This window comes from Lachnospiraceae bacterium JLR.KK002 (genome assembly GCA_036941025.1).
Taxonomy (GTDB): Bacteria; Bacillota; Clostridia; order Lachnospirales; family Lachnospiraceae; genus Petralouisia.
Genome location: JAYMNP010000001.1, coordinates 1,737,553 through 1,762,379 on the forward strand (window position 1 = coordinate 1,737,553; position 24,827 = coordinate 1,762,379).

23 protein-coding genes are annotated in these 24,827 nt (G+C 46.4%); all 23 read right to left on the reverse strand.

The window, feature by feature from the left end; genetic code table 11:
• Window positions 1–37 precede the first annotated feature (37 nt).
• Window positions 38–562, reverse strand: coding sequence for a GNAT family N-acetyltransferase (locus VSQ32_08375; protein MEH2942875.1), 525 nt, complete (start codon window positions 560–562; stop codon window positions 38–40).
• Window positions 563–585: 23 nt separating this feature from the next.
• Window positions 586–1,638, reverse strand: a complete 1,053-nt coding sequence (locus VSQ32_08380; protein MEH2942876.1) for a nucleotidyltransferase domain-containing protein — start codon at window positions 1,636–1,638, stop codon at window positions 586–588.
• A gap of 76 nt (window positions 1,639–1,714) precedes the next feature.
• Window positions 1,715–2,062, reverse strand: a complete 348-nt coding sequence (locus tag VSQ32_08385; protein MEH2942877.1) for a hypothetical protein — start codon at window positions 2,060–2,062, stop codon at window positions 1,715–1,717.
• Window positions 2,063–2,153: 91 nt separating this feature from the next.
• On the reverse strand, window positions 2,154–2,639 hold the full coding sequence (locus VSQ32_08390; protein ID MEH2942878.1) for a GNAT family N-acetyltransferase: 486 nt from the start codon (window positions 2,637–2,639) through the stop codon (window positions 2,154–2,156).
• Between the two features lie 56 nt (window positions 2,640–2,695).
• The gene (locus VSQ32_08395; GenBank protein MEH2942879.1) at window positions 2,696–2,902 is read right to left on the reverse strand and encodes a hypothetical protein; all 207 of its coding nucleotides are present in this window, start codon (window positions 2,900–2,902) and stop codon (window positions 2,696–2,698) included.
• Window positions 2,903–2,931: 29 nt separating this feature from the next.
• Window positions 2,932–3,108, reverse strand: a complete 177-nt coding sequence (locus tag VSQ32_08400; protein ID MEH2942880.1) for a hypothetical protein — start codon at window positions 3,106–3,108, stop codon at window positions 2,932–2,934.
• Window positions 3,105–3,515, reverse strand: a complete 411-nt coding sequence (locus VSQ32_08405; GenBank protein ID MEH2942881.1) for a DUF6608 family protein — start codon at window positions 3,513–3,515, stop codon at window positions 3,105–3,107. The genes VSQ32_08400 and VSQ32_08405 overlap by 4 nt, the downstream gene beginning before the upstream one ends.
• Before the next feature lie 40 nt (window positions 3,516–3,555).
• Window positions 3,556–4,059 (reverse strand): hypothetical protein, encoded by a 504-nt coding sequence (locus VSQ32_08410; protein ID MEH2942882.1) that lies wholly within the window; start codon window positions 4,057–4,059, stop codon window positions 3,556–3,558.
• Window positions 4,060–4,274: 215 nt separating this feature from the next.
• Complete coding sequence (locus VSQ32_08415; protein ID MEH2942883.1) at window positions 4,275–4,835, reverse strand: hypothetical protein; 561 nt, start codon at window positions 4,833–4,835, stop codon at window positions 4,275–4,277.
• A gap of 184 nt (window positions 4,836–5,019) precedes the next feature.
• Complete coding sequence (locus tag VSQ32_08420) at window positions 5,020–6,348, reverse strand: GHKL domain-containing protein (GenBank protein MEH2942884.1); 1,329 nt, start codon at window positions 6,346–6,348, stop codon at window positions 5,020–5,022.
• A 28-nt stretch (window positions 6,349–6,376) separates the two neighbouring features.
• Window positions 6,377–7,081: a LytTR family DNA-binding domain-containing protein gene (locus VSQ32_08425; GenBank protein MEH2942885.1), complete on the reverse strand. Its 705-nt coding sequence runs from the start codon at window positions 7,079–7,081 to the stop codon at window positions 6,377–6,379.
• A 141-nt stretch (window positions 7,082–7,222) separates the two neighbouring features.
• On the reverse strand, window positions 7,223–9,595 hold the full coding sequence (locus VSQ32_08430) for an ABC transporter permease (GenBank protein MEH2942886.1): 2,373 nt from the start codon (window positions 9,593–9,595) through the stop codon (window positions 7,223–7,225).
• Window positions 9,596–9,607: 12 nt separating this feature from the next.
• Complete coding sequence (locus VSQ32_08435) at window positions 9,608–11,983, reverse strand: FtsX-like permease family protein (GenBank protein MEH2942887.1); 2,376 nt, start codon at window positions 11,981–11,983, stop codon at window positions 9,608–9,610.
• Window positions 11,984–12,002: 19 nt separating this feature from the next.
• Window positions 12,003–14,390, reverse strand: coding sequence for an FtsX-like permease family protein (locus VSQ32_08440; GenBank protein ID MEH2942888.1), 2,388 nt, complete (start codon window positions 14,388–14,390; stop codon window positions 12,003–12,005).
• A gap of 14 nt (window positions 14,391–14,404) precedes the next feature.
• The gene (locus tag VSQ32_08445) at window positions 14,405–15,070 is read right to left on the reverse strand and encodes an ABC transporter ATP-binding protein (protein MEH2942889.1); all 666 of its coding nucleotides are present in this window, start codon (window positions 15,068–15,070) and stop codon (window positions 14,405–14,407) included.
• Between the two features lie 181 nt (window positions 15,071–15,251).
• Window positions 15,252–16,283 (reverse strand): HAMP domain-containing sensor histidine kinase, encoded by a 1,032-nt coding sequence (locus tag VSQ32_08450; GenBank protein MEH2942890.1) that lies wholly within the window; start codon window positions 16,281–16,283, stop codon window positions 15,252–15,254.
• Window positions 16,280–16,969 (reverse strand): response regulator transcription factor, encoded by a 690-nt coding sequence (locus VSQ32_08455; GenBank protein MEH2942891.1) that lies wholly within the window; start codon window positions 16,967–16,969, stop codon window positions 16,280–16,282. Before VSQ32_08455 ends, VSQ32_08450 begins: the two co-directional genes overlap by 4 nt.
• A 574-nt stretch (window positions 16,970–17,543) precedes the next feature.
• Window positions 17,544–18,833: a SpoIVB peptidase gene (gene spoIVB, locus VSQ32_08460; protein ID MEH2942892.1), complete on the reverse strand. Its 1,290-nt coding sequence runs from the start codon at window positions 18,831–18,833 to the stop codon at window positions 17,544–17,546.
• 195 nt (window positions 18,834–19,028) lie between these two features.
• Window positions 19,029–20,702 (reverse strand): DNA repair protein RecN, encoded by a 1,674-nt coding sequence (gene recN / locus VSQ32_08465; GenBank protein ID MEH2942893.1) that lies wholly within the window; start codon window positions 20,700–20,702, stop codon window positions 19,029–19,031.
• Between the two features lie 63 nt (window positions 20,703–20,765).
• Window positions 20,766–21,218 (reverse strand): arginine repressor, encoded by a 453-nt coding sequence (gene argR, locus VSQ32_08470; protein ID MEH2942894.1) that lies wholly within the window; start codon window positions 21,216–21,218, stop codon window positions 20,766–20,768.
• 12 nt (window positions 21,219–21,230) lie between these two features.
• Complete coding sequence (locus tag VSQ32_08475; GenBank protein ID MEH2942895.1) at window positions 21,231–22,088, reverse strand: NAD(+)/NADH kinase; 858 nt, start codon at window positions 22,086–22,088, stop codon at window positions 21,231–21,233.
• On the reverse strand, window positions 22,085–22,891 hold the full coding sequence (locus tag VSQ32_08480; protein MEH2942896.1) for a TlyA family RNA methyltransferase: 807 nt from the start codon (window positions 22,889–22,891) through the stop codon (window positions 22,085–22,087). The genes VSQ32_08475 and VSQ32_08480 overlap by 4 nt, the downstream gene beginning before the upstream one ends.
• A gap of 21 nt (window positions 22,892–22,912) precedes the next feature.
• Window positions 22,913–24,787, reverse strand: coding sequence for a 1-deoxy-D-xylulose-5-phosphate synthase (gene dxs, locus VSQ32_08485; protein ID MEH2942897.1), 1,875 nt, complete (start codon window positions 24,785–24,787; stop codon window positions 22,913–22,915).
• Window positions 24,788–24,827 lie beyond the last annotated feature (40 nt).

A 24,827-nucleotide genomic window follows, 5' to 3' on the forward strand; every position in this document is an offset into this window, starting at 1 on the left:
TTTCTCGTTCTCGGCAAATTCCTGATAAATCGGAATTTTACCATTTTAATTTTTCCCATTCTTCACGCTTTATGGCATATGCATATGATATCCCATTCTTTTCATCAGGATATTCTTTCACTTTCCTCATACCGATTGCAATGGCAGTAGAACATGAACCAATATTTGTATATTTCATATAAGAATATAGGCAATCGTATTCTGTATTCATAAATGCCCAATCTCTAACCGCGCTTGCGGCCTCACTTCCAAAACCTTTCCTCCAATGATTCTTTTGAATGTGATACCCTATTTCAGGCAGGGATTCTCCATCAATATTCTGTATTGTCAGCCCGCAGTCGCCGATAAATTCATCCGTTTCTCTTAAAACAACAGCCCACAGACCGAATCCATATTCCTCGTAGTTCTGGAGATTCCATTCAATCCAATCCTTTGTACGGTTCTCATCAAAAGGTTTGGGATAGTGTCGCATGGTTTCCGGGTCTGAAAAGATTTCAAATAATGCTGGAAAATCCTCATGAGTAAATTCTCTTAACATTAGATTTTCCGTTTTAATGACCATTGTTGTTTCTCCTCGATTTTTCTTTATATTTCTTCAGAAATTTCTCTGCTGCAACTCTCAATAAATTCTGTCATGCTCTCAAAATGCCTTGGGCAAATTCCCACTTTTTCATATTCTGCAAGATACTTATTCAGAGCCTGATCGAAGACATCCACATTCCCCTCCAGATTTTGGGGGCTAAATTTATCCATAATTTCAAAGCCATCCACTGCGATACATTCTGCAATCTCATAGAACATCCACTGTAAAGACAATAAATTCATAAAGGAAGAATACACATCGTCTCTGCCTGCCGCCTCGGTCATCTTGTTTTTCCAGTTAGAATACATTTCCTCATATGTTCCACGCAGGTTTTCTGCAGAAGGGAGTTCCTTTTTCTTCGGAACCTGTAGATACCCATCTGCCAAAACGAAGACTTCCGTCAGCTCTGCCCGTATCTTTTCCACTGTTTCTGCCTGAATGACGGCAAGAATCCTGGTTTCAAGGTCAAAAGGAAGTCCAAGCTGTTTCAGCTCATCCAAAGCACTTTTCGTTCCTTTTCTGAAATACCGACCATTATGCAGCATGACAGCATTTTCTATAAATTCAATAGCCGCTCCTGCACAGCTTCTGGCTTTCGATAAAGATTGGGCAAGATATACCTCTGCAAGCATCTTTTTTGCATTGCTATACGCCTGGTCTGCCTTCTCATACCGCCTATCCGATGCAAGCAGCTCTGCCGCCTTTCTTCTGATCCCATCCAGCCTTTTCAATGCACTTTTATCCTTGCAATAGACAATCACCGAGTCGAACAGTTTGGATAAATGTGCATGGTCACACTGCGCATCATTTTCAAGCATATCCCAGTTGGTACAATAAAGGTCATATCCGATATCGGCATCATCTATAATAAATCCGTCAGCCAGAACCTGTCCCTTTTCGTCATTGATCAGGATCATCAAATCAAGATCGGATTTTTCGTACTCATCTCCGGTAATGACCGAGCCATACACACCGATCAGTGCCAGGGAATCAGGGCACAGAGCTTCTGCCTTTTTTATGATAGCGTCTATCATTTTTTCATTCATGTCATTCATTCCATATCCCTCCGATGCAAATCCCGATTCTAATTTTTCACTTTTTCTGTTTTATTTTATAACTCTGATGTATCTCTTACGTAAATTTCTTTTCTATTTTCAAATCAGTTTTATAAAATGCCCAAAACAGGAACCCCAGTCCTAAAAAAACTCCAACACATAAAATCTCATGAATTAAAATATGAAATAAATACATCGCTACGCTTAATACAATCTCGGTTAGCCCCAAAGCTTTTCCGAAAGATATAAAAATATCGGGCGCAATACTTTGTGCATACTCCCAATGTTCCCTTGTTTTTCGTGAAGTTGGTGTGTTATATCCATTATTTGGATCCATGTCGGATGCAGGATGTTTCTTAAAGGTATATCCCACTGAAACCATTACAAATGGCATAATTAAATTTAGCACCAGTAAATAATACACTTTTCATACCTCCACAAGCATTTCTTATGTTGACTTCTTTTTTTCAAATCACCGATTGTCTTATTCGCTTTCAAAGCCTCCACTCCTCGTTCTATTCATCAACCTCAATCATCCGTTTATATACACCCGAAGCTTTTTCGTCAACCAGAATTGCGTTTACGCATTTTTTATAAAAATCAACAGCGGATTTTGTGGGCCATCCAATAATGGCATACGCATAGCCAAGTTCCCGCATGGATTCCAGCGCCTTTAACAGTAAGGCTTTCCCCACACCCTTTTTTCTTTCACTTTCCAGCACGGCCATAGGGCCGAAAAAATTTCTGGCTGTCGCTTCATAACATGCGAAACCGATAAGTTCCTTTTCTCTGGTCGCAATATAACAGGTGGCAGGGTTATTTGAAAAAGCGGCCCGCACTTCATCTGAATAGTCATCTTTTGCACATGTCCTGGCGAAAGCGATGATTTTGCTCCTGTCAGGCGCTAATGCTTTTTTGATTCTGATACCACTCTTGAATAAATTTTCTTCTATGTCGTGTGAACAGGGAATATTGTATAGTTTAACCAGCATATCTGCCATATGATTACCTCCCTGGATACCGGTTGTAATTTGTGTTTCCCAGAAAACGGAGGCAGTCAGCCAACCTTATGAAAACACACTGTCTGTTCTTTCATGGATATCTTCCCGACCTGCCAGCCATATTCTGCAAGTTCTTTCTTATATTTCAGAAATGAATGGTCAATCGGTATCCCCGCGATCTCCTGAATCTCCTCAAAGGTCAGCTGAAATGATTCCTTTCCGCTTTTCTGCACATATTCCCATAATGCGTTGTATTTACTCATTACCATTCTCCTCTCTAATAATTACAAAATTACAAAACCTGAAAAAGCACGGTTGTAAACATAATGATTCCTACCATAATGGCTGCTATGCCAAAGAAATAGCTTCTCTTGTTTCCATGTTTTCCGTCAACAATCCAAAACAGGCCGCGCAGTATAAGAAGCGCCCCTACAAAAATCGGAATAAATTTCTGAACAGCTTCTGTCATTCCTTTTCCCCTTTCTGCCCTCTCTTTTTCTTAAAAATATAAATGACAGTATTGATGATACATAACAGCACAAAAAGACTCGTAAAGTTAATCCAGATATCCCTGTATGCTGTTTTCGCCAAGGGTTCCCGCAATCCGCTGAACCAGACATAGGCAAACGCCAACAGCTGAGAGGGAATATATGCAATCAAATATCTGAGAGCCAATGGCTTAACAGGCAGATTCGTGCATAGTTCAAATGCCGCTATCCCGATCAGGAGAATGATAGCCCTGTCTAATTCGTGCCAGTTACCGCTTGGGTCTTCATAGACGCCGTTACAAAGATACAAAACGCTGCTTAACAATGTAATTGCTGTATATATCACCGAATAAATCGACACCATACGAATTAATTTTTTCTTATTCATTTTATTTCCTTTCCAAGGCTGCAGCCTAACGCATTGATCCCTATACCGAAACAGAAAGGTTCGTACCGGATTCCGGTTTCAATGCTTCTCCGGTTTTCGTATAGATTACAGGCTCTGTCTTAACAGCATCCGCTGTTTCTTCGATAGATACGCCATTGTCTGCACCAGTCTGAACCGAATCCGTCTTCTTGTCCAATGCGGCCTTTCCACTTTCACTGATGCTTACGGTATCTGTATCCTCATTCCGGCTTTCCGCTATCCTCTTTTCCTGCTCCTCGCGCTCTTCCTTGCGCTTCCTGATGGCATTTTCCTGCTCCATCTTCGCTTTTTCCTTCGCTTCCTTTGCGTCCTCCTTCATTCCTTTTTCTGCTTTCTTTTGATAGTCCTCTGCCTTCTCTGCAAAGTCCCCGACATACCCCATCGCCCGCTCCATAACGGCTGTATCGCCTCTCCGCTCTGCGTCTTTATAGACACGGAAGGGGGTATTCAGTAACTTCATATTCGTACTTGCCCCTGCAAGACCTTCCATTGTTTTCGTATGCATAATTGTCCCTCCTAAATTTTTCCTGATATAATCCTTTCCAGGAAACCCATACAATAGAATCCACGCTTTGCGAGTCTTCTACAATAAAATCTAAAAGAAGATTTTATTTTAATGTATTACCATGAAAGATGCCGCCATTCCAAAAATACCGGAAAACAGTGCGCATTTGCCACCATCTTCCGGTACTGATACCACACTAAAAACTTAAGTCTCTTTTATTCTGATACAGAAGCATTCTGCCGCCTGTATGTATCATTGTCCTTCTGGCTTAACTCGTTTTCTACCTGCGCCAGCTTTTTCTCCAGCTCCCGGATTTTCTTTTCATCTCCGGAAGCAGACTGGATCTGCTGTTCCAGCTGCTGCTTTTTCTCTTTCAGCTTCTTGATCTCCCTGTCAACCTTATCCGTATTTGTGATACATTTCTCCGCCGGCTTTCCCTGGCTGTCTCCGCTTACCTTCGGTGCTTTGCCATCTTCGCTTTTCTCGGAACGGCCATCCTGTTCCTTTGCATGGCCAGCTTTCGGGTCATCAAAAAAGATCTTCCGGTTTCCGTTCTCGTCCTGGCCTACCCGGTACAGTCCCGTAGGCTTTTGCCCCGATTTTTCACTGCTGATGTACTCGTCCTTTGGTTCGGACAGCCTGCCGGAGTTTTTCTCCTCTGCAGCTTTCTCTGCCTCCTTTGCCTTTTCCGCCCTCTCGGCGGTCATTTTTTCCTTCACCTGCTCTGCGTAGTCGGCGCCGGAATGATCATAATTTCCATGAATCTGCATTGCCATTAGCGTGTTCCTCCTTTCACATGGTAACGGCACGCGCCGCATAGCGGCACCTGCCAACTCGTCGGAAGGCATTAATAAAAATGCTTCGCATTTGCCTTCCTCCTTCAAATTGATATTGTCAGATATCTTCCTTAAGTTGACTGGCATCTTCCTTTTTCTTTTTTCGGCTGTAGAAAGCAGCATTTTAATCCATTTGCTGTGTGCTGCTTTCTGGATGCTGTGGAATGATCAGCAGCACATGGAGGACAAATACATGCCCCTGTGTCTCTATACTCATGGCGCCTCCATATTTTTCAGCCACCTTTTTTACATTCGACAGACCTGTCCCTTTTTTGAACGCGCTTTTCCCATGGAAGCTGTTCTGAATTTCCATCATAAGGAAATCCCCCTGGATCCGCCCGGACACACGGATATACTTTTCTATGCCGGCACCCAGTTTTTTTACTGCATGGATTGCATTATCCAGTGCATTTGACAGGACAATACAGATATCAATATCCCGGATGCCACAGGGGTATGGCAGAAGGAGGGAACAGTCCACATCGATCCCCATGCTTTTTGCAATCCCCAGTTTGTTCCCCACCAGAATATCCACTACCGGATTATTGGTACTGCAGGGGAATGACATTTTTTCCGCCATATCGTCCAGATCCTCCATATAGGTTATGGCTTCCTCCAGTTTCCCATTCTGCAGGAGCTTTTTTACCACTGCGATGTGGTTTCTGATGTCATGGCGGAAGGACTTTGTCTCATCGTAACGGGTTTTCGCTTCCTCCACATACTGGTTCAAGGAATGTTCCTGCTGTTCCAGCAGTGAAATTTCAGTGTTTAAACAAAAACTCTGCTGCAGTTTCTTATAGGAAAACAGGATGCAGAACAGACCGGCAAGCCCTAAAAGATGCAGGGCAAGCAACTGCCAGTGGTTAAGCAGATACTCAAAAGGTCCGTCTTCCGCCAGGATTTTAATCTGGAATTCAAATTCTACCATATTGATGTACTCGCTCATAATGAATATCATCAAAATGGGGATGAAAACCAGAAACATTTGCTGCATTTCCACTGTAGTATAGTCGGAAAAATAACGGTACATCATATAATAACAAAAAACGGTCAGGGCCAGTGACACCGCTTCACTGGTCAGCATGAATGCGATACCTGCCGTATCAGGGAAAACAGTAGGCAAAAGCGGGCATAAAAGGCTGATCAGGGATTTCGCAATTCCATAGCATAGCTGCATGATCTCAGTCGTCAGAGCCGCATACAGAAGGGAAGACTTAAAATCCCCATGGCAGACAAAAATCCCATATGCTGTAAGCAGAAATACAAACACCACAAATCTGATTATCATGCCTGTCGCAAGAAAATGATCGACAATCACTGCACCTACTGCAAACAGGAAATAAAAAGGAGGCCACATTTTCTTTTTCAAAATTTTTGCCAGGAAATAAAACTGGAAGGACATCTCGACAGCGCCCATTATATATACATTAAAAAAATCTAAATACTCAGCCATGCTACCTGCCCCCATATGTAAAAAAACCTTACATATTCTTCATATACTGCAGAACAACACTGGAAAACTCCTTACTCCGCAGCCGTGATACGGGAACCTCTTTGCCGTTATCCATACAGGCAGTCCCGTTTTTATATCCTTTTAAATGCTTCAGGTTGATGAGATAGCTCCTGTGGCACCGGAAAAAATGGCTGCCCAGCTTCGTTTCCAGATTTTCGATCCGCTCATAATAATCAACAACCTCGCCGGAAGCCAGGTTCAGATATATTTTCCGGTCTATGATCTCGCAGAAAACAATCTCCTCCTCCCGGATAATGCGCCCCTCATATCCCTTTTGCACCAGCAGGCTGTCTTCGCTGGCATTTTGCATGGAAGTGTAAAGGCGCTCCATCGTCTTTTCAAACTGTTTTTCCTCCACCGGCTTGACCAGATAATCGTAAGGCTCTACCTCGAAAGACTGAAACACCATCTCTTTCAGTACCGTGATAAAGATCAGGAATCCCCGGAACTTAGAATCCCTCAGCTTCCTTGCCGTTTCTATGCCGTCCATGCCCTTCATCTGGATGTCCAGAAACAGGATGTCGATCTGCCCGTCGTAGCTTAGCAGCTCTTCGCCACTTGAAAATGTCCGAAGCTGAATCTCCCTGTACTTTTTACGGAAAAAATCGGAGGCCATTGCCCTTATATGATCGGACATGTGTTTTTCATCATCACAGATTGCAATACGGATCAATGCGCCACCTCCTCGCCATTATTCGTCAACGGCAAAAGAAAAACTTTTGCCGTTGTCATAGACTGACATTTTATGATAACCTGTCCGAAATGCCAAAACAATTTAATTGCTGTGAAATGTTTATCTGTTGCCGCGAAATGCTTAACTTTGCGCCCTTATCTGCTCAACCAGGGATTGCTTTTTCTGCCTGCGCACCATCCATACAGACAGGACCACCTCCATGCCAAACAGCACCATGAGGAACAGCCCCATTTGCAGGAACGGGAACTGGTATGGGACAACTGCGCCGGCAAAGGATTTCTTACTGACTGACCCACAGACTGCCATGGAAATCGGCAGCCCCAGGATTAAAACAGTAAGCACCGCAAAAAGCGCATGGCACATCCCCTCGGTGATACTCATCCGGCACAGCTGCTTCCCGGTCAGGCCAACGGAGCGCAGGATACTGTTCTCCCGCTTTCTAGACATCTGGTTGGAAAGCGTCGTATTGATCAGGTTGACAACGCCGAACAGGAAGATCAGCCAGGAAAGAGCCTGCAGGCTTCCAAAAATAATGCTGCTCTGCATTTTCTCATATTCGATATGTGCGTCTATCGTATCCATTCCAAGATTGCTGCGGCCTGATACCAGCTCCTTAAGCCTGCTTTCCACAAACTCTGCTTTTTGGGGATCATTCACAATACTCCAGGAGTAGTCAAAGCTTCCGATTTCAGGATGTATCTCATGAAACAACTCCTCTGGTGCGAACAGGGCTGCCGAATCCATGGCAAGCGCACCATGTCCGTTTGCTGCCTTCGACGCATCGAACAGTCCGGATATGGTAACTGTCACGGTTTTCTGGCCCAGGGTCAGCTCCATGGCGGCCCCGACATCCATATCGGCATGGTGCTTTTGATAACCCGTACTCAAAAGGACGCTGTGGGTATCCGCCGGCATGGCGCCTGATACCAGCGCAGCTTCTACATCCATGCAGTTTGCGTCCGTCAGCATGTCGCACATACCGGCTTCAGCACTTTCGGAAGTCCTAAATTTGCCGTGCAGAGACCGGCGGGTGGCCAGCACATCTGTCACCCCGTCCACAGAAAGGATCTCCTGCCGCAATTCCTCATTCAGCGGATTGCCTGCAGCCATAATCTCTTCCTCCGGCTGCTCTGAAGACAGATATATCTTTATATCCCCGTCCGGGAAAAACAGCCTTGCAGCCTGCTCCGGCGAGCGTGTCAGAACCATGGAGGATACCACCAGAAGAAGGATCCCGCCCAGGCTCAGGGATACTGCAATGCTCACTGACTTCTTGCGGTCGCGCCCAAAATTTGCAAATCCCATGGATATGGGACTTAATTTCCGGTGTTTCTTTCTGTTGTGTACCTTTTCCTGACCTGCGGAAAAACGCATTGCCTCCAACGGTGAAATATTGGCAGCTATTTTGACCGGTCTGTGAACTGATATGGATACCATGAACCAGCAGACCATCACGGTCAGAAGTACGGCTACCCCATAATAACCTCCATGGAAACCTTTGGGAAACAGGAGCAGGCCGCCGCCCACACCCAGCAGGACACCCATCAGGATTCCAATACCGCCCAGCCGACCGCTCTCCTTTTTCACGATGCGCCGGATCTGTCTGGGTGTTGCGCCAATGGTGCGGAGCTGTCCATAGCTTTGTATTTTATCGTTCACAGAGATACGGAAAATACTCTGGATGACTACATATCCGCCGGCAAGCACAAGGGCGGCTATACCAAAAACAGTCACAAAGTCAATAGACTTTGAGTTAGAAGCAAAATAATTGCTGTTCATCCCTACATGCGCAGAGCCAAACTGCGCGGCAATCTCCCGGCAACGGGCAGCCATGGTCTCCTGGTCAAACTGCCTGTCATTTTTGAAATGCACATAGGCACGGTATCCTGCAGGGTCAAATCCGGCCCACTGCGTCAAGGCCGCTTTGGAAACGGCAATGGCACATAGATTCGCTTCCTTTTCTCCCACATTAGACAGGATTCCGGTCACGGTATAGTCGCCATGAAAGCTCTCGGTATCCAACCGGACCGTCTCACCGATTTTGGCATTGGAACCGTAAGCGGAGAGAAAATATTCGCTGACCGCGACTTCATTCGCCTTTGCCGGGAGTTCTCCTTTTACCAGCTCCATCTGGCTGCGGGCAATATACACCATATCGCTGTCGCAGTACACATAGGATGCATTGTATCCCTGCTCCGAATGCTCCTGCCCCAGTAAATAGTATTCACCCACGCGGGCAAGCTCCGGAAGGTCTTTCAGCGCCGCCACATGGTCCGTCTCCACGCCGGTGAAGACCGCCTCATAGGTGTCGGCCACCTGATTACGCTGGATCTGCACAATCGAAACGGATATCACCGCTGACAAGCAAACCAGGAACGCCGCCAGGGCGACGGCAATTACCACCATCCGGTTCCGGCGCTTTTCGCTTGCCAGGCTGCGCTTTGCAAGTTTTTTCACAATGGCGCTTGTATCATTTTCAAAAGGCCATGTCATGTCCTACACCTCCTATTCCGTCACACGAAGCTGCTCTACGACACTATTTTTTCTGCAATATCGGCCAGCCCATTTTGTAAGGGCCAATTGAAGCATAAAAACTAACAGGACATATAAGAAAACCGGTATTACAGGAAAAGTATAATTTACGAAGCTGAATCCAGGCACATTCCCTATGGCAGAGCATATTGCTTTTCCAATTCCCAGACCACAGATAAGGGAAGCGGCAAAACTGCCAACCGTTTGAAATGCATTTTCAAATCCTATCATATGATAAAGCTGTCTGTGGCTTAAGCCAACCGCCCGGAACAATCCCATTTCTTTCCTTCTGGAAATGATATTTGTCATACTGGTATTGACCAGGTTGATAATACTAAATATGACAATGACCGCTAACAGCGCATATGCCGCAATGGAAATTGTGCTGAACACGCTTTTGTATTGCATCGTCATATCTTTTAATGTTTTAAGGCGCAAAGTATCGCTTGCCAAAACCAATGAATGTAATTCATCCTCAATTCCAGCATAACTGTCTGTCTTTGCCCGGATCACAAACGCACTGCTTGCATTATAGGGAACCATCTGTTCCATTTCACCTGCCGGAAGGATAAAGCTGACAGATCTGTCCCTGTCAAAAACAATCGCAGATACGGTATAAGTAAGGCTGTTTCCTGCCTGTGAAAAAGTGACGGTATCGCCCACCTCATAGCTCTTATGCAGGTATTCTAATTCCGGACTGCCCATGTTAATGATAAGGGAGTTTTCCCCTGTATGGTCATAACCCGGCAATTCCCCGATCATTATCTTGTTCTTTAATTCCTTATAATCCTCTGTGTTCATACTCCGGATTGCCGTTTCCATTCCATCTATCCCGACGCATATCTCCTGCTGGCAGATAATTTCATCTACCCCGTCAATTGACAAAATATCATTTTTCAATTCATCTGTCAGTAGATTGTTTTCCTGCAGCTGAGTGAGGGAAAACGTAGGCGTGACCAGCGCCCGGTTCAATTCCACCACATAACTTCCCTCATAAGGGAAGGCCTGTTTCGCCCTTTGCTCAGGATCAAGGGAGGATAGCAGGGAAGAAATCCCTATAAACATCATTCCGCTCAAAGCCAGTGAAATAAAGGTCAATATACTTTTCTTCCTGTTACGGAACAGGTTCATAGCCGCAAGTGAAAACGGCGTAAGATGCTTCCCGCTCTTTTTCCTCTTTTTTGTTCCGCTATAACCGCTATAATGGAATGCTTCCACAGGTGAAACTGACATGGCAATCTTTGCCGGTTTTAAAACAGACAGCCTTACACAAATAAATACAGCGATTCCTGATAAAAATGCAATCACAATATCTGGAAGCAGCTGAAAAGCACTCCGGTCTATCAAAAAAGATAACATCGCGCCTGCCATACATCCAAACGGAATGAAATGAAGCGCAAGATAGTTTCCTTCCCGTGAAATAATCTGTCTGATTTGCTTCTTCGTAGTACCAATCGTGCGCAGCTGCCCAAAGGAAGCTACATTATTTATAACCGAAATGTAAAATATATTGTAGACAACCAGGGAACATACACCGATTAAGACCAACCCAACGAGCAAAACCGTCAGTACCGTCTCTTTTGACATGTTATTGCTGTCAATGTATAAATTATTTACCTGAATATTGTCTGCAGAGATCCCACAATCCAAGCCAATCGTCCGTATCAGCTCTTTTAATTCCTGATTGGTATATTTTGCAGTATCATGGACAGAAACCATAGCTGCCACCGGCCCAGTGGAAAGAGCAGGGTTTTCCCACACAAAATTCTGTGAAACAATAGCGTTATAAGCAACCCTGTCCCTGTCATTCTCAGCGGTTGTCTGAATAAAACCTGTAATCCGGAAATCTTTAGTTTCTAACTGACGGCTTGCCTGATTGCGATAATGAAGGGATATTGTGTCGCCGATCCCCGCTTTTAGAGTCAGGGCATCTATATATCCCCTTTCCACGAGCAATTCATCCGCTGCCTGGGGCATACGTCCTTCCAACAGTGTGATGTTGGAGAGCTGCATGGTTGTTTCATCAGAACATACCATACCCATTGTGATGCCATTTACCTGTTCCGTCATGCCGACAGACTGATATACACCCACTTTTTGAATATGGGGATCTTCTTTCAGCAAAGAGATATTCTCCTGTGAAAGGTTTTGGAAAATTCCCTGATATGCAGTTGATGCCGCATATTCATTTGTAATGTTATATGCATAAGAAGAAACAAACGCCATAATGGCTGCCGCCATAAAGATAATGATCCCAATCAGACGATTCCTGAAACGGTTCTGTCCAATACGGGCATTTGATAACCTATGGGTAACAGCGCTGGTATCATTTTCAAAAGGCCATGTCATGGTACGCCACCTCCTTCTATTATCGCAAAGCTTCCATCATGGATGACTTGCTTTGCTGCTTTAAGGCCCCTGTTGTAATCAGCACACTACATAAAATAATAACCGCACAATTCAGGATTGTAATACCCAATGGAAATTGATAATTCAAATAGCTCATCAGGCTGTTTTTCAAAAATGAGCAAAGAACATATCCAATCCCTCCGCCAATGATCACAGATAATACAAGTCCCATGCCGACTACGATCAGTCCCTCTTTATGGACCATCACGGATAATTGTTTTTGGGACATTCCCACGGAACGCATGAGGGAAAATTCCCTGCGCCTTACGATAATTCCCGTCAAAGTTGTATTCAACAGATTCATCACGGAAAAACAGCCAATCAAAACAATGGCTATTGCAAGGGCGAACTGTGTCCCCTGCAGGAAGTTTTCATTCTGGGCAATGGCAGCAGAAAGGGAATCCACACTCAGCCGCGGGTTATCGGATACAATCTGGTCTATTTCGTTTTCTGCCTGCTGTTCCAAAGAATCCTCTACACGGATCACATACTGATATGTCAGATTGCTGTGTGCGATTTTCTGCATGGAATCAACCGGCAATAACAGCATATCTATTTTATCGCCATGATTTCCAATCTTACTTTCGTCAAGGACTGCCGTAATCTCAAATTCCAGGTTCTCCGTATGCTGCCCATCAAAAATCTTCAGCATTACAGAGGAGCCGACTTTTGGATAAATGCCAAAATACTTCTCAAAGTCATTCGGCCTGCCAATCACCATCTGATCCTCAGATGCCATTTGCCCATAATCTGACAGGTTTCCATTTAAGAGACAGCTTTGCAGCAAATCCATATCTGCTTTCTCAAATCCCACGATTTCAGCATCTGATTCCAGGGCCTGCAGGTCATAGGAAACCGGGAGATGCTGGTCGTTCATGATCTTTTGCACACCTGGTAATTGCGAGAGTTCTTTTTCCACTTCCTCCGTAAAAGGGCTTGATCCCTGCAGAATCTCCAAAGGATTTTCCATCAGCTCCTGATTCGAGATCTTTAAAACGAACTGTCCTCTTGCAAATCCGGATAAAGACATATCTTCTGCATTGATCGAAGAAAGGACAGAGGATAAGCCTAACAGCAGGACGCCAGTCAGGACAAGGGAGGCGGCTGTCAGTATATTCTTTTTCTTATAACGCAAAACCTGGTTGACTGCCAAAGACCCCGGCGTCAGCCTGTGCTGCCTATGTTTACCTTTCGGCCCCTTATTTTGTTCATAGCGGGAAGCCTCTATGGGTGAAACGGCTGCAGCTATTTTCGCAGGCTTTTTGATGGACAGGCGCACAGTGGCATAGGTCAACGCAACAACAACCGGGCATATCCATAGCACATTCCATAACCCAAATCCATGTGGAATTAAAAGATAAGCCGCTGCAATTCCCGCAATCAGTCCAATCGGAATTGCAGGCAGCATCAGCAAAGTCCCCTCCCTGAGAACAAGCCTTTGAATCTGTTTTGCTGTCATCCCTATTGTGCGGAGCTGTCCATATTCTTTAATGGAATTGATGATGGAAATATAAAAAATGTTGTATATTACCAAAACACCAGCGATCACGATCACAACCAGCCCGGCAATAGCCGCCAGAACCATCCATGCCGAAGGCTGGCTAAGATTCAGATACGCTTCATTATAAGAAGGAGCCGCTTTACAGCCTGCATCAGCCGCTATCTGCGATATTAAGCTTTTTACATCCCCAGAGCCCGCATCTAAATTTACACGGAGCATGACTGCCGGTGAAAAGTGATCCCATCCATCCATTTCTGAGAAGTATTCTTCAGAAACCATAGCCGCATATAAGGAACGGTCAGTGCCTTTCGCCCCTGTCTTCAGGTATCCTGTTATAAGAAAGGATTTTTCCTGGCCGTTGTTTGGGTCTGGCAGCCGGATGGTATCTCCAATTTTAGCATTTATCTTCTGCCGGATTAAATATTCCTGTTCAATCAGGATCTCATTCGCTTTCTCCGGCATTTTTCCCTCAGAAACAGACAGCCCATTTAATGTAAGTGCATCCTTGTTGCAATACGAAATATTAAGGCGGTCATTTCCGGATTTCACGCTGCCAATGGACGCTGTGAATCCGCATAGATCCACCCGCACATCATCAGACAATTTCTGATATTGTTCTTTTTCTATGCCGGAAATAAGCGCATGATAAGACCCCGTTATGTTATTGCCGCCATTTTGGTTCACTGTAATAATTCCAGAAACCAGGAGCAATACGGATGCCATCAAAAATGTTGCCAATGAAATTGCAGTAACCGTAAAAATTTTCTTCAAACGCTCTTTCTTTAATTGAGCAGTCGCTAATTTTTTAATGATAGCGCTGGTATCATTCTCAAAAGGCCATGTCATAGTCTGCCACCTCCTTACTCTACGATCCTGCCGTCCTCAATCCTTATGATCCGGTCAGCAAGCTGGGCAATCTCGTTATTATGGGTAATCATGACAATGGTCTGGTTAAACTCCATACTGGTACGCTTTAAAAGCCCCAGCACATCGGCGCTGGTCCTGGAATCCAGATTTCCGGTGGGCTCATCGGCCAGGATGATGGCCGGTTTGGTGATGAGAGCCCGGGCAATGGCGACACGCTGCTGCTGTCCGCCGGAAAGGTTATTCGGCATATTCTGCAGTTTATCTTCCAATGCCAGCATCCCCACGATCTCATCCATGAACTTCTTGTCTGCCGCATCTCCGTCCAGCTCCACAGGCAGGACAATGTTCTCATACACATTCAGAATCGGGACAAGGTTATAGTTCTGGAAGATGAAGCCGATGTTGCGGCGGCGGAAAATAGTCAGCTCCTCGTCATTCTTTTTTGCCAGCTCATCCCCACGGACAATCACATTGCCGGAAGTGGGCGTATCCAGCCCGCCCATCATGTTAAGCAGGGTGGATTTCCCACTGCCGGACGTTCCGACAATCGCCACAAACTCACCCTGTTCCACAGAAAGGCTGACGCCATCCAGGGCGCGGGTAATGTTTGGCTCACTGCCATAGTACTTTTTCAGATCGATTGTTTGTAATACATTCATAATCAAATGCTCCTTTCCTTATCTCTGTCCTGTTTTTCAGGACATACAGGTATACCCTTGTGGTGTTTCAAGGCTTTCTGCCTGTTGATAAGGACATTATAAAATCCAAATGTCACAGAAATGTCCGAAGCGGCATAAAAAATGCGGCTGAAATGTTACAAGACTCGGACATTTCAAAAAATTATCTTGTAGGGAGCATAATGGAAAATTCCGAACCCCTGTCCGGCTCCGAAACCACTTTGATATAGCCGCCCTGCCTCGTTACGATCTCGCGGGTCAGATACAGGCCGATGCCCACGCCCTGCTGTTCGTGTACTTCTTCCTCACGATAAAAGCGCCGGAAAATAGCGGCCTGATTACTCTCCGGGATACCCTTGCCGGTATCGGACACACTAAGCTTTACATACATTTCCCATTGCTCTACTGAAATTCGGATGGCTCCTCCGGCCGGGGTATATTTCACTGCATTGTCCAGCAGGTTGAACACGGCTTCCGCCGTCCACTTGCTGTCATGGGAAAGGATGAGATCCTCCGGACAGTCCACCGTTACGGATATATTCTTTTTCTCCGCCGCATATACGATGCCGCTTAAGGCCATCGCCAACGTATCGATCAGCGGGGCGTCTTTCTTTTCCAGTCTGATCGCCCCGGTTTCCAGGCGTGAGGTTTTCACAAGAGCCTGAAAAAGGAACTCCAGCTTGTCCGTCTGATTCCGGATGCCTTTCAGGAACTCCAGCTGTTCTTCCTCTGTGACCGGCTTTGAAAGCAGCGTGTCCGTCACCATTTTCAGATTTGCCACCGGTGTTTTTACCTGATGGGAAACATCTGACACCAGCATCTGCAGCTCCTGCCGTTCCTCATCCACCTTCCGCCGGTTCTCCTGCATGATCCCATACAGCCGGGTCAGACGGTAGCTGATACGGGCAAAGAGTGTTTCACTGTCCCCGGCGCGCACAGGCTCTCCGCTTCCGCTTATCATCTGGTCCATTGCCCGGCAGAGCTCCCTGGTAAATATGGAAAGCCGTTTGCTGAAAGCAGCCGTCAGAAGGAACATCCATGCAAGGGCGCAGAGCATCAGTAATATACCGACAATCAGCATCCATATCTGTCCTGTCACCACAAAGAAAACCGCGCAGATGGCCAGCATGGAAACTACCATACCGCCGCTAAGCAACAGGAATATCCTTTTTACAGAGATTCGCCCCGGATTCATTTTCTCTCGCCTCCCATCCACTGATACCCAATCCCGTAAATCGTTTTGATATAAGTATCGCCATCCGCCTCAATCTTGCCCCGGATACGGCTGATGGAGGTTGTCAGTGTGTGTTCGTCCACATAGTTTTCCTCCGCATCCCACAGCCGCTCCAGAAGGCGCTGCCTGGTCAGAATCTGTTTGGGGTTTTTGCAGAACAGGTACAGCATCTTATACTCCATGGGGGAAAGGGTAAGAGGCTTCCCATTCAACGAAGCTGTCTGTTCTGAAAAGTCCAGAAACAGCCTGCCATCATCATAGAAATCCTTTGCCAGCCCCCGGTGTTCCAGCATAGCGAACATGGCCCGTATTTTCCGCAGCAACGCCCCAATGGAAAAGGGCTTGGTAATATAATCCACAGCCCCCACTTCATACCCCCGGATCTGGTCGCTCTCCTGGTCGTTGGCAGTCAGGAAAATAACCAGCGTGTCAGGGTTCTCCGGCTTTATGAGCCTGCACAGGTCATAGCCGCTGCCATCCGGCAGGTTAATGTCCAGAAGTACCAGGTCATATTCCGTCTGCGCCAATAACTCGGCGGCTGTGCCGGCATTCAGAGCTGATACGGTATCATAACCCTCAGAGATCAGGTTGTAAGTCAGCGTTTTATTTAAAAGGTCGTCATCCTCTACCAGCAAGATCTTTTTCATATCCACACTCCTCTGCTTTTTTACATAGTATAACAAGCAAATGTCCGCGAAATGTTACAGCGGGCAGATAATTGTGAACCGATATATTCACAGACGAGATTGTCAGAATAACTGAGCTGTATATTTTTCATCTGCATTATTACCAACTCATAATTCCAGCAGGAACGGGACACCGCCCGTTCCCATATGAACTTTACATTTTCTACTTCTCATTATAACTATTTTTTCTGGAAGCACAACAAAGGATTTTATTCATACCGTCTGCGTATCTCCATCATTCTTACCACCGACGTTTCCGGATAGAATAACCCTTAGCTGCCTGATTTAGTTTATCAGTTAGATAAAAAACAGTATTTGCAGATGAATTCCTCTTTGAATATTCCATAAAAACTCTGTTACTGCAGTTCTGAAATTGTATGTCTTCCTGCCATTGTGGCATCCGGCAAAGATATAACCCTTCTTCGTTGGATTCTCAGGCTTTTTGGCTTTGCCATCGAGCCACATAAACCTGAAAACTCCATGCGTTTCCTGCTGCTGGCAGCAGAGACGCATGGAGTTTTCACCTTTACCTGGCTCAATGCTGTATCATATTTTCAATAAATATCCCGTATCCTTTGGAGGCGTCCTGGACAAACACATGGGTGACTGCGCCTATGACTTTTCCGTTCTGGATAATGGGGCTTCCGCTCATCCCCTGCACAATCCCCCCGGTCAGACTTAAAAGTTCTCCATCTGTCACCTGAAACAGAATTCCCTTATTTTCACTGTTATAATCCACGTCGGTAATGACAATGGAATATTCCCGCCGCTCCCCGGAAACAGTGGAAATAATGGTGGCTTCTCCTTTTTCAATATCCTGTTTCAGGCCAATGGGATAATAAGGGCTTTGACTCACTGTTTCAGGTATCTTTTCCAGATTACCGTAAATACCCACATTGGTATTTTCCTCTACGGTTCCCAGCCGATACTGGTCAAGATATGTGATAACTCCGGCAATTTCTCCGGGATTCCCTTTTTCTCCCTTTGTAATGCCTGCCACTTCCGCTTCATACAGAGTCCCCTCTCCCATATTAACTTTTGTCCCGGTATCCAAATCGCTGACCGGATGTCCCAGCGCGCCGTAATCCCCCTCTTCATCATAAAATGTCAATGTTCCCACACCTGCCAGGTCATCCCGCACCCAGATACCCAGCTTATATTCATTTTCCGAAGTCTGTACCGGCTGCAGCTTTAACTGAATATATTCTTCCCCGCGCAAAACGCCCAGTATCACAGATTTTCCCTGACACTGGTTGATTTTCTCAATTAAGTCTTCCCTGGTTTCCACCACCTGGTCATTTACTGTCTTTACATAATCTCCGCTTTTCACCAGATTCTCCGCCGGCTCATAATTCATTCCATCGCTTCCGGTTACCGTTCCTGTTCCAATAATCAGAATCCCGTCGGTTTTCACATAAATTCCCACGGGAATACCGCAGGGCACCACCTGCTCTTTCTCGATTACCTCAACTGCTACTTCTTTTATATGAAACAGGCCGAACAGCCTGCAGCTCATGGAATAACTTCCCTGATTCCTGGATTTCAGAGAAAAACTTTCATTTAAATCCAGCCGGATTCTGTCTGCTTCCACCTCCGGAGACTGATTTCCAAAAACCTCCAGACCTTCCTGGTCCATTTCTCCGGTAATGGGCAGATGGAAATCAAAATTTTCTTCTTTTCCCTGTTCCATCCAGATTTTATCCGGAATGGCTTCCTTAATAGAATACCAGGAAAAAAAGATTCCCCAGCAGAGCCCTGCCGTCAGACTTCCCCGCACCATCCATTTCTGAAATTTCGCCAGTCTGTTCCTTCCGTTTTCTTTCATCCTTTCACATCCTCTCAAAAAAAGACTTCAATCTTATTCAAATTGAAATCCTTTTTTAGTATGTGAAATTCTGCTGTTTTAAATCTGGGATTTTTTAACTTTCCGGATAAATTTTTCTTATTTTTCTGCTTTTATTTTTCCGGATAAAGTTTTTTATTTTTCTGCTTTTATTTTTCCGGATAAATTTTCTTACGTTCAGCTCTTGATTTTCCGGGCAAGTTCTTTCATTTCTCCGGCGCTTTCCATCACTTTATCGGTAATTTTCACACCGCCCAGCATACGTCCCAGTTCCGTAATGCTTTCCTGTTCATCCAGCAGGGAAATATTGGAAACCGTTACGTGATTGATGACATCCTTCCGAATCAGAAAATGGTAATCTGCCATAGCTGCAATCTGAGGAAGATGGGTAATACAGATAATCTGATGATTTTTGCCGATTACATTCATTTTCTCAGCCACCATCTGGGCTGTCCTTCCGCTGATTCCCGCGTCGATTTCATCAAAAATCAGCGTTTCAATCCGGTCGCTTTCCGCCAGGATAGTTTTGATGGCCAGCATAATCCGGCTCAGTTCACCGCCGGAAGCCACCCTGCCCAGAGGCTTTACCGACTCACCCGGATTGGTGGAAATCAGAAACTCCGCGTCATCTGTCCCGTTAGATGTATAACCTTTGGTTTCCTGAAATTCCATGGTAAATTCCACATCCAGGAAGTTTAAATCCACCAGCGCTTCCTTTACCTGCTTTACAAGTTTTTTTGCATATTTTTTCCGGATTTTTGACACTTCCGCCGAGGTTTTCTGAAGGGCTCCTTCCGCTTTTTCCAGACGTTCCTCCAATCCGGCCAGATATGCTTCATGGTCTTTCAGTCGATGGTATTTCTGCTTCTTTTCCTCTTTTGCCTGCAGGACTGCTTCGATACTTCCGCCGAATTTATCTTTCAGATGATTGATTTCATCCAGGCGTTTTTCCACCTGGGAAAAAGTTTCTCCGTCAAATTCCTCCTGGGAAATATAACCGGACAATTCCCGGTTGAAATCATTCAGCAGACTGTCCACCTCTTCCAGCTGTTCCCGTAGCCCTTCCAGGTGAGGGTCAAAATCCGACACGGTCTGCAGTTCCCGCAATGCCCGTCCAAGCTGTTCCGTGGCGCTTCCGCCGCCCCCTGTCATTTCATAGGCAGTTCCCGCCGCTTCCATAATTTTGCGGCTATTGGCCATTTTCCGATAAGAAAGCTCCAGTTCTTCATCTTCTCCGGCTACCAGGGCAGCATCTTCAATTTCCTGAATTTCATATTCCAGAAAAGACAACTCCCGCTCTCTTCCTTCTCCCTCGGAAAGGGCCTGCTGACGTTCTTCCAGCAACTTCTGATATTCCTGATAACGCTGTTTTAAAAGCTGCTTTTTGGAGGCTAACTGCTCTTTTCCGTACTCGTCCAGGATTTCCAGATGTTTTTTCTTCTGAAGCAGAGACTGGTGCTCATGCTGTCCGTGAATATCAATCAAAAGTGCCGCCGCCTGCCGCATACGGGAAGCGGAAACAGTTTCTGAGTTGATTTTCCCCACGCTCCGGGAGGCAGTAATTTTTCTTGACATAATAATTTCCTCATTTTCCGGAAAAATATCCATCTCCTCCAGCAGCTTTCTCTGTTCTTCATTTTCCACCCGGAAAATCAGCTCCACCAGGGCATATTCTGCCTGCTCCCGCAGCATCTCCTTCGGCGCCTTTTCTCCCAGAGCCAGATTGATGGAACCGATGATAATGGATTTTCCGGCTCCCGTTTCGCCGGACAGAATGTTCAGTCCATTTCCAAATTCCACCTCTGCCTCCTCCATCAGGGCCAGATTTTTCACATGCAGACTTACCAACATATCCCTTTCTCCTTTTAATTCTCCGTAATTTTCAGGTAATTTTTCCGGTCCTTTTTCTGCCGCTCAGTTCTCTGTCATTTTCCGCAGACGCTTCATCAGAGATTCCGTATCCTCCAGGGTACGCACCGCACACATAATGGTGTCGTCTCCTGCAATGCTGCCTACAATCTCATGGCAGTCCATGGCGTCCAGAGCCGCTGCAACTGCCATGGCCATACCGGAAACCGTTTTAATCACCAGAATATTCTGGGCCATATCCATGGACACAAATCCCTCCCGGAAAATCCTGGTATATTTTTCACTTAAATCCGTATGTTTTTCACGCAGAGAAATATATTTCTGCTGCCCTGTACCGTTTGCCACTCTGGTCAGCTTCAGTTCCCGGATATCCCTGGATACGGTGGCCTGCGTTACATGAAATCCTTCCTGCTCCAGATGTTCGGAGAGTTCTTCCTGTGTCTTAATGCTGTATTTTGAAATAATTTCCAGAATTTTTGCCTGGCGTTTCGACTTCATGGCTCCCTCCTGTCAGGTATATCCCTGCAATTTTTTCCGAAGACGCTCCAGAAAACTGAGCTGGCTCAGTTTCAGTATTCTGGTGCAGGCCTGAGCCTTTTTTATTCTAATTTCCTCTCCTGCCCGGAGTGTTCCCACGGGTTCCCCATCAAAGCTGACTTCCAGGCTTTCTTTCTGCTCCTCGTTCCTTCTGGCAACCTGAATGGTAATCTCATCTTCCCCGTCCAGCACAATACTTTTGGCATTGAGGGAATGGGGACTGATAGGGGTTATCAGCAGAAGGCTGGCCTTGGGGTCCACAATGGGGCCTCCCGCCGACATGCTGTAGGCGGTGGAACCGGTGGGCGTGGCAATAATCATGCCGTCCGCACTGTAGGTATTCAGGTACTGCCCGTTGACGGAAATAATCAAATCCACCACCTGCAGCCTGCCACAGCGGTGAATCACAATATCGTTCAGCGCCCGCCATTCCTCTCCTTCTCCGTCTTCCGTCATGCAACGCCCTGCCAGCAGCATACGATGTTCCACAGTATATGTGTCTTCGGTCAGAAGGCGTTCCACGCCGGAAATCACCGTGTCTGCTTCCAGTTCACAGAGATAGCCCACATGGCCCGTATTCACCCCTATCAGAGGTATTTTCCGGTCTGCCATGGTTCTGGCAGCACTCAGGAGGGTTCCGTCTCCTCCCACCACCAGAATGCATTCCGTCTCTTCCGGAATCTGTTCCTGGTCAAACAAATCTCCGTCAGGCCCCTGATTTGCCTGATATCCGCAGACGCCTCCGTGCTCCGCCACAAAACTGCAGATTTTCTCTGTGAGTTTTAACTGCCTGTCTTTTCCGGAATTTGCAATCACATAAAAATATTTCATACTTTTTCGTCCAGTGTTTTATGGGCCAGTGCCACCACAGCGGCTCCATCCACAGACGCCTCCTGACTGTTCAGACCTTTCTGCATATGTACCAGATATTCGATATTTCCCTCCGGCCCCTTAATGGGCGAAAAGTCCAGATTCCGGATTCCGAATCCCAGTTCTTCTGCAGCGTCCAGGACTTTCCTGATTACTTCCTCCTGCACTTTGGGGTCCCGGACTACGCCCTTTTTCCCGACTTTTTCCCTTCCTGCTTCAAACTGGGGCTTGATGAGACATACCAGTTCGCCCTGGTCTTTCAGCAGCTCTCTGACCGGGGGAAGGACTTTGGTAAGGGAAATAAAGGAAACATCCACCGAGGCAAAATCCAGTACGTCCCCGATATCCTCCGGCGTCACATACCGGATATTGGTTTTCTCCATACAGACTACCCGCTCATCCTGCCGCAGCTTCCATGCAAACTGTCCGTATCCCACGTCCACCGCGTACACCTTTGCAGCTCCGTTTTGCAGCATACAGTCTGTAAATCCGCCGGTGGAAGCTCCGATATCCATACAGATTCTGTCTGCGAGGCTGATTTGAAACTGTTTCATGGCCTTTTCCAGCTTCAATCCGCCCCTGCTCACATATCTGAGGGTATTTCCCCGCACTTCAATTTCTGCTTTTACATCAAAAGAAGTGCCCGCCTTGTCTTCTCTCTGACCTGCCACAAATACATTCCCTTCCATAATCATGGCCTTTGCCTTTTCTCTGGAAGGAGCAAACCCGCGCTGTACCAGCAGTACGTCCAGTCTCTCTTTCATATTTACCGTCTCTCTTTCCTGTTACAGCCTTTCCATTGCTTCTGTGATTCTGTCTGTGACGGAAGCAGCGTCAAGACCCAGTTCCTGCCGCAGAAGTTCCACATTTCCATGCTCCACATATACGTCCTCGATGGCGATATTCAGGAATTTCGGAACATGTTCCGGCCCTTTTTCCGTTTCCAGATAACGGACTGCATGTTCTCCGAATCCGCCGCTCAGAACATTTTCTTCCATGGTTACCAGCAGCTCATGGGAAGCAGTCAGCCGCTCCAGCAGTTCCCTGTCCAGAGGTTTCACAAACCGCACATTCACCAGAGTACAGCCATACCCCAGCTTTTTCAGATTTTCCCGGACCTGACAGGCTGTTTTCACCATGCTTCCCACCGCCAGCAGTGCAATCTGGCTTTCCTCATAAATCACTTCGCTTTTTCCCCGGACAATTTCAGCCCGATATTCTTTCAGCTCTGCCCAGGCTTCTCCTCTGGGATAACGGATGGCAACAGGATGTCCGTAACTGACTGCAAATTTCACCATGTCGGAAAGCTCCCACTTGTTTTTGGGAGCCATAACACTCATATTTGGAACAGAAGAAAGCCAGGACAAATCGAAAATCCCCTGATGGGTTTCTCCGTCGCTGCCCACAAGCCCCGCCCGGTCTATGGCAAAAGTCACCGGCAAATCCTGGATACACACATCATGGAGTATCTGGTCGTAAGCCCTCTGCAAAAAGGAAGAATACACTGCCACTACCGGTTTCATTCCCGCTGCTGCCAGCCCTGCCGCAAAGGTCACTGCATGTTCCTCCGCAATTCCCACATCAAAAAACCGTTCCGGGAACATATTGTGAAACCGTTTGAGGCCTGTTCCGTCTTCCATAGCCGCTGTAATGGCAGTTACCTTCTCATCCCGTTCTCCCAGTTTGCGCATAACTGTGGAAAAAACGTCGGTGTAATTGGCTTTGTTTCTTTTCTTCAGAGGAAGTCCCGTTTCAATATGAAAGGGCTCCGTTCCGTGAAATCTGGCAGGATGGCGTTCTGCCGGAACATAGCCTTTCCCTTTCTGGGTGAGCACATGAACTACCACCGCCCCGTCCACTCTGGAAGCGTCCCGGAATACCCGCAGCATTCCGCCGATATCATGTCCGTCCACCGGGCCCAGATAGGTAATTCCCATATTTTCAAACAGCATTCCCGGTATCAGAAGCTGCTTGATGCCGCTTTTGGTTCTGCGAATCTGTTCCACCATGCGTTCCCCGTATACGGGTATTTTGTTCAGGGAATTGGTCACCCCTGTCTTCAGCCCCTGATAAGCGTCCGCCGTACGCAGATTGATGAGATGTCTGGAGAGGCCTCCCACATTTTCTGAAATGGACATTTTGTTGTCGTTCAGCACAATAATAAAATTCGTCTTTAACCTGGAAGCATTGTTTAAGGCTTCATAGGCCATTCCTCCGGTCAGTGCTCCGTCCCCGATAACAGAAACCACCCTGTAGTCTTCTCCGGTCAGTTCTCTGGCCGCCGCATAGCCCAGCCCTGCTGAAATGGAAGTGGAACTGTGTCCCGTATCAAAACTGTCACATCTGCTTTCTTTCCGTTTGGGAAATCCGCTCATGCCGCCGAACTGCCGCAGACTGTCAAACCCCTTTTTCCGGCCCGTCAGCAGTTTATGGGTATAGGACTGGTGTCCCACATCCCAGATTATTTTATCCTCCGGCAACTGAAAAAACAGGTGCAGGGCCATCGTAAGCTCCACCACCCCAAGGTTGGACGCCAGATGACCGCCATGCTCCGCAACCTGCCGAATCAGAAATTCTCTGATTTCCTCTGCCAGTACCGGTAACTCTGATTCTTCCAGTTTTTTTATATCGTTGGGTTCCTCTATTTTCTCCAATACCATAGATAATCCCCTTCCTTCTCCTGTATCGTTACTTATCACC